3 protein-coding genes are annotated in these 6,309 nt (G+C 52.8%); all 3 read left to right on the top strand.

What is annotated here, in order from left to right; translation table 11 throughout:
• Positions 1-30: 30 nt before the first annotated feature.
• The 3 genes from fadB to topA all read left to right on the top strand — a co-directional run bounded on the left by fadB (position 31) and on the right by topA (position 6,270).
• Positions 31-2,178: a fatty acid oxidation complex subunit alpha FadB gene (gene fadB, locus WEB64_RS08515; RefSeq protein WP_368057277.1), complete on the top strand. Its 2,148-nt coding sequence runs from the start codon at positions 31-33 to the stop codon at positions 2,176-2,178.
• A 33-nt stretch (positions 2,179-2,211) separates the two neighbouring features.
• Positions 2,212-3,387 carry an acetyl-CoA C-acyltransferase FadA gene (fadA, locus tag WEB64_RS08510; RefSeq protein ID WP_368057279.1) on the top strand — a complete coding sequence of 392 codons (1,176 nt, stop codon included), beginning with the start codon at positions 2,212-2,214 and terminating at the stop codon, positions 3,385-3,387.
• A 249-nt stretch (positions 3,388-3,636) separates the two neighbouring features.
• Positions 3,637-6,270, top strand: coding sequence for a type I DNA topoisomerase (topA, locus tag WEB64_RS08505; RefSeq protein WP_368057281.1), 2,634 nt, complete (start codon positions 3,637-3,639; stop codon positions 6,268-6,270).
• Positions 6,271-6,309: the final 39 nt, after the last annotated feature.

Raw genomic sequence — 6,309 nt, 5'->3', positions numbered from 1 at the left:
CAGTTCCCAACACAGACTGGAGATCAGTTGATGATTTACGAAGGTAAAGCCATCATGGTTAAAAAGATCGAAGGCGGAATCGCACAGCTGAACTTCGACTTGCAAGGCGAGTCAGTAAACAAGTTCAATCGCCTTACTATCGAAGAGCTAGGCGCTGCAGCCGAGAAGCTTAAAACGGAGAAGGGTCTCAAAGGCCTTGTGGTTACCAGCTCCAAGGACAGCTTCATTGTCGGTGCCGATATTACTGAATTCACAGAGCTTTTCGCCGGCTCAGAAGAAGACCTGGTTGCCAATAACCTGAAGGCCAACGCAGTGTTCAGCGCCATTGAAGACCTGCCTTTCCCGACCGTTACCGCCATTAACGGCATAGCGTTGGGCGGTGGTTTTGAGATGTGCCTGGCCACGGACTACCGGGTTATGGCTCCGAAAGCCAAAGTCGGTCTGCCGGAAGTAAAGCTCGGTATCTTCCCGGGTTTCGGTGGCACAGTCCGCTTGTCGCGCCTGGTGGGTGTTGACTACGCAGTTGAGTGGATCTGTGGGGGTACTGAAAACCGTGCCGATGACGCACTGAAAGTTGGTGCGGTCGATGCCGTCGTTGAACCTGCCAAGCTGGTAGAAGCCGCTGTTGCCATCATCAACGAGTGCAACGAAGGTAAATTTGACTACCACGCTCGTCGTGACGAAAAGAAAGGCAAGATCAAACTGAATGCCATGGAAAGCATGATGGCGTTCGAGATTTCCAAAGCGTTCGTGGCGGGTAAAGCAGGCCGTAATTATCCGGCGCCGGTAGAGGCCATCAAGGTCATGCAAAAGCATGCTGGTCTGACTCGCGACAAAGCAATCGAGGTGGAGGCGAAAGGTTTCGCCAAAATGGCGAAGACCAATGTTGCTGCCTGCCTGGTGGGCCTGTTCCTGAACGATCAGGAGCTGAAAAAGAAGGCCAAGGCGTGGGAAAAAGAAGCCAACGATGTGAAGCTGGCCGCCGTACTGGGAGCCGGGATCATGGGTGGCGGTGTGGCGTTCCAGTCTGCACTTAAAGGCACGCCCATCATCATGAAGGATATCAATCAGGACGGCATCACCCTGGGCCTGAAGGAAGCCAAGAAGCTTCTGACCAAGCGAGTTGATAAGGGCAAAATGACGCCTGCCCAGATGGCTGATGTACTTAACAGTATTACTCCAACCCTGAACTACGGAGATTTCAAGAACGTAGACCTGGTAGTTGAAGCTGTCGTTGAGAACCCGAAAGTAAAGGATTCGGTGCTGCGTGAGACGGAAGATGCGATTCGTGATGACACTATCCTGACCTCGAACACCTCAACTATCTCAATTGACAAGCTGGCCGCTAATCTCAAGCGTCCTGAAAATTTTTGTGGTATGCATTTTTTCAACCCGGTGCCCATGATGCCGCTGGTTGAAGTTATTCGGGGCAAGAAGACCAGCGACCGCGCTATTGCAACAACCGTGGCTTATGCCAAGGCTATGGGCAAGACGCCGATTGTGGTTAACGATTGCCCAGGCTTCCTGGTCAACCGTGTGTTGTTCCCGTATTTCGGTGGTTTCGTTAATCTGGTTCGTGACGGTGCGGATTTCCAACACGTAGATAAGGTGATGGAAAAATTCGGGTGGCCCATGGGTCCGGCTTACCTGCTGGATGTGGTGGGTATGGATACGGGTAAGCACGCCGGTGACGTCATGGCGGAAGGTTTCCCGGACCGTATGAAGCATGAAGGCACCACGGCTATTGACGTAATGTTTGATAACAACCGTTACGGCCAGAAGAACGATAAGGGCTTCTACAAGTACGAACTGGATAAAAAAGGTAAGCAGAAGAAGGTTGTTGACGAGGAAACCTATAAGCTGCTGAAGCCTGTGGTGCAGTCCAAAAACGAGTTCAGCGATGAGGATATCATCGCGCGGATGATGATTCCGCTTTGCCTGGAAACCGTTCGCTGCCTGGAAGATAACATCGTGGAAGCACCTGCAGATGCCGACATGGGTCTGATCTTTGGTATCGGCTTCCCGCCGTTCCGTGGCGGTGCACTGCGTTACATCGACGATATGGGCGTGGCTGAATTCGTCGAGTTGGCAGACAAGTTTGCAGCTTTAGGTCCTTTGTATCATCCGACCGAAAAACTGCGTGAAATGGCCAAGACTGGCGAAAAGTTCTTTGGCTGATCCTGAACGAGATTTCCGAACGGAGAAAGATCTATGAGCCTTAATCCGAGAGACGTTGTCGTCGTCGATTGCGTGCGGACTCCGATGGGTCGTGCCAAAAACGGGTGTTTCCGCAATGTACGCGCTGAAACCCTGTCGGCTACGCTGATCGAAGCACTGTTTGAGCGCAACCCGAAGCTCGACCCGAAAGATGTTGAAGATGTGATCTGGGGGTGTGTAAACCAGACCAAGGAACAAGGCTTCAACGTCGCACGTCAGATTTCATTATTGACGCGCATACCCCATGAGTCCGCGGCGCAAACCGTGAACCGTCTGTGTGGCTCTGCCATGTCTGCGATTCATACTGCGGCCCAGGCAATCATGACCAACAACGGCGATACCTTTGTTATCGGTGGCGTTGAGCACATGGGTCACTTACCGATGACCGAAGGATTCGATCACAACCCGGCGGCCTCCAAGTACACTGCCAAAGCGTCCAACATGATGGGCCTGACGGCTGAAATGCTGGCGAAAATGCACGGCATTAATCGCCAGCAGCAGGATGAGTTCGGTGCACGTTCCCACCGCCTGGCTCATGAAGCGACGGTTGAGGGACGTTTCAAGAACGAAATCATCCCCATTGAGGGGCATGATGAAAACGGCTTCCGAGTGTTGATTGAAAACGACGAAACTATTCGTCCGGAAACAACGGTGGAGTCATTAGGCAAGCTGAATCCGGCTTTTGATCCCAAAAACGGAACCGTCACCGCTGGCACTTCGTCTCAGCTTACCGACGGTGCCGCTGCCATGGTGTTAATGTCCGCTGAGCGAGCGCAGGCTCTCGGCCTTAAGCCGATTGCAAAGGTTCGCAGCATGGCAGTCGCTGGCTGTGATCCGGCGATTATGGGCTATGGTCCGGTTCCCGCGACCAAGAAGGCACTCAAGCGAGCAGGCCTTAAAGTTGAGGATATCGACTTCTGGGAACTCAACGAAGCATTCGCCGGACAATCTTTGCCGGTGCTGAAGGACCTGAAGCTGCTGAACGTGATGGAAGAAAAGGTTAACCTGAATGGTGGCGCGATTGCGCTGGGACATCCGCTGGGCTGCTCAGGGGCACGTATCTCCACGACCTTGCTGCATGTGATGCAAGCCAAAGGCGGCACACTGGGAGTTTCAACCATGTGTATCGGTCTTGGCCAGGGTATTGCTACAGTATGGGAACGAATCTGATTCGTCAGAGAGCTTAAAAAAGCCCGGCAACGCCGGGCTTTTTTTATGAAAACCGGTCCTGAGCCCTGAAACAACGCGGGACAAAAGCCGTGTTTGCGTTAAATAATGGGTTGTTTTGCTCATCTTGACCCTGTAAAACAGAGCACCTATATACTGTGGCTGCTAAACTTTTTTCTAGCCGTCTGATTTTCAGCAAGTTTATGGTTCGTCGGTTTTAGGCCGATCATCTCCAAGGATACGATCTCCGTTATGGGTAAGAGTCTCGTCATAGTCGAGTCACCAGCGAAAGCGAAGACCATCAATAAGTACCTGGGTTCCGATTTTATTGTGAAATCCAGCGTCGGGCATATTCGTGACCTGCCAGTAAGTGGCAGTGGCTCCACCACTGATCCGAAAGAAAGGGCCCGACTGGCAGCCCAAACCCGGAAAATGGATCCGGAGGAAAAGGCTGCCTATAAAAAGCGCAAATCCCGTGAGCAGCTGGTTGCTCGCATGGGGGTGGACCCTGACCAGAACTGGCAGGCACGCTATGAGATTTTGCCGGGTAAAGAGAAGGTGGTTAATGAACTGGTCCGGTTAGCGAAATCGGCTGATCACATCTATCTGGCGACGGATTTGGATAGGGAAGGGGAAGCCATCGCATGGCATCTTCAGGAGACCATTGGCGGGGAGCCCGAAAAATACCGGCGGGTGGTTTTCAACGAAATCACCAAGCGTGCCATCAACGAGGCTTTTAAAGACCCCGGCACTCTGGATACCAACCGAGTCAACGCCCAGCAGGCGCGGCGATTCCTGGATCGGGTAGTGGGCTACATGGTTTCCCCGCTACTTTGGGCAAAACTCGCACGTGGCCTTTCCGCCGGGCGCGTCCAGTCTGTGGCGGTCAAGCTGATTGTTGAGCGTGAGCGTGAAATACGGGCGTTTATACCGGAAGAATTCTGGCAGTTACATGCAGACCTTGGGGCGGAAGCGAGCCCCCAGCCGGTTCGTTTCGAAGTAACCCGATACGGCAACAAGGCCTACCGACCGGTTAGCGAGACCGAGAGCAAGGCCCATGTGGAACGCCTCCAGGGAAGCCAGTTCAAGGTATCAAAACGCGAGGACAAACCGACTCGGTCCAAGCCTGGCGCACCCTTTATTACCTCCACATTGCAACAGGCCGCCAGCAACCGGTTAGGCTTCAGCGTCAAGAAGACCATGATGCTGGCCCAACGGCTTTACGAGGCCGGCTATATCACCTATATGCGGACCGACTCCACCAATCTGAGTCAGGATGCTGTCGCCTCGTGTCGTGAGTTTATTGAGAAGCAATTTGGCAAACGCTATCTTCCCGATGCACCAAGGGTATATGGAAGCAAGGAGGGTGCTCAAGAGGCTCACGAGGCCATTCGACCTTCCGACGTGGCTCGCAGGCCGGCGGATATCAGCGGGCTGGAGAAAGACGCTGAGAAGCTTTATGACCTCATTTGGCGTCAATTTATGGCGTGCCAGATGGCGGATGCAGAATTCCTGAGTACTTCTATTGCCGTAGCGGCAGGTGACTACGAGCTTCGTACTCGTGGCCGCATTATCAAATTTGATGGCCATCTCAAGGCGGCACCACAGTCTGCCAAGAAAGACGAAGATATTGCGTTGCCTGATATAAAGATGAATCAGGCACTGACCCTGGAAAAGCTGGACCCAACCCAGCACTTTACCAAACCATCCCCGCGTTATACGGAAGCCAGTCTGGTCAAGGAGCTCGAGAAGCAAGGTATCGGGCGCCCGTCCACCTATGCTTCCATTATTTCGACTATTCAGGACCGGGGTTACGTAAAACTCCAAAATCGTCGTTTTTATTCTGAAAAAATGGGCGATATTGTCACCGAAAGGCTGTCAGAGTCATTCTCAAACCTGATGGATTATGACTTTACGGCCCGGTTAGAAGAAGAATTGGATGAAATTGCTTCCGGTGACGTGGACTGGAAGAATGTACTGAACAGTTTTTACAAGCGTTTCAGTAAGCAACTGGAGAAAGCCAGTGGCACGGATGAAGACGGCATGCGGGGCAACACCCCCACCGAGACCGACATTCCGTGCCCGACCTGTCACCGCCCGATGCAGATTAGGGTCGCCAGTACCGGTGTCTTTCTGGGCTGCTCCGGTTATTCCTTGCCTCCCAAAGAGCGCTGTAAAACCACGATCAACCTGACCTCGGGCGATGAGGTCGTCAGTGCCGACGATGATGTCGAAGGAGAAGGTGAGAGTCGCTTGCTGCGTAAAAAACGCAGATGCCCGAAATGCGGCACGGCTATGGACAGCTACCTGGTTGATGAGACCCGCAAACTTCATGTATGTGGCAACAACCCTGATTGCTCGGGCTATGAAGTTGAAAAAGGTACTTTCCGTATCAAAGGCTATGATGGGCCGACCCTGGAATGTGACAAATGCGGCTCTGAGATGCAGCTCAAGACAGGCCGGTTTGGGAAATATTTTGGTTGCACCAATGACGAATGTAAAAACACCCGCAAGTTGCTGAAAAGCGGTGAGCCCGCGCCCCCGAAAATGGATCCGGTCCCTATGCCGGAACTGAAGTGCGAAAAAGTGGATGATATTTACGTATTGCGGGACGGCGCCTCGGGGCTGTTTTTGGCGGCGAGTAAGTTCCCCAAAAATCGCGAAACCCGCGCTCCTCTGGTAAAGGAGATCAAGCCCCATAAGGACGAGATTGATCCGAAGTATGGATTTTTGATGAAAGCCCCGGAAAAAGATCCCGAGGGCAACCCGGCTATTATTCGCTACAGTCGAAAAACCAAAGAACAGTATGTGATGAGTGAAAAGGATGGCAAGGCCACCGGTTGGCGGGCCTATTACAGCAAAGGGAAATGGACCGCGGATGCCTGAGAACTGTATGCCCCGGTACGTCGCTGTGTACCGGGGCTG

Origin of the sequence: Marinobacter sp. (genome assembly GCF_040882185.1) — a bacterium.
Taxonomy (GTDB): domain Bacteria; phylum Pseudomonadota; class Gammaproteobacteria; order Pseudomonadales; family Oleiphilaceae; genus Marinobacter.
Note: the sequence above shows the minus strand (reverse complement) of the source record. Positions and strands in the feature narration are given on the sequence as shown.

Excerpts from the sequence above, each read along its gene's own strand:
- topA (WP_368057281.1), top strand. The coding sequence starts at position 3,637 with ATGGGTAAGAGTCTCGTCATAGTCGAGTCACCAGCGAAAGCGAAGACC.
- fadA (WP_368057279.1), top strand. The coding sequence starts at position 2,212 with ATGAGCCTTAATCCGAGAGACGTTGTCGTCGTCGATTGCGTGCGGACT.
- fadB (WP_368057277.1), top strand. The coding sequence starts at position 31 with ATGATTTACGAAGGTAAAGCCATCATGGTTAAAAAGATCGAAGGCGGA.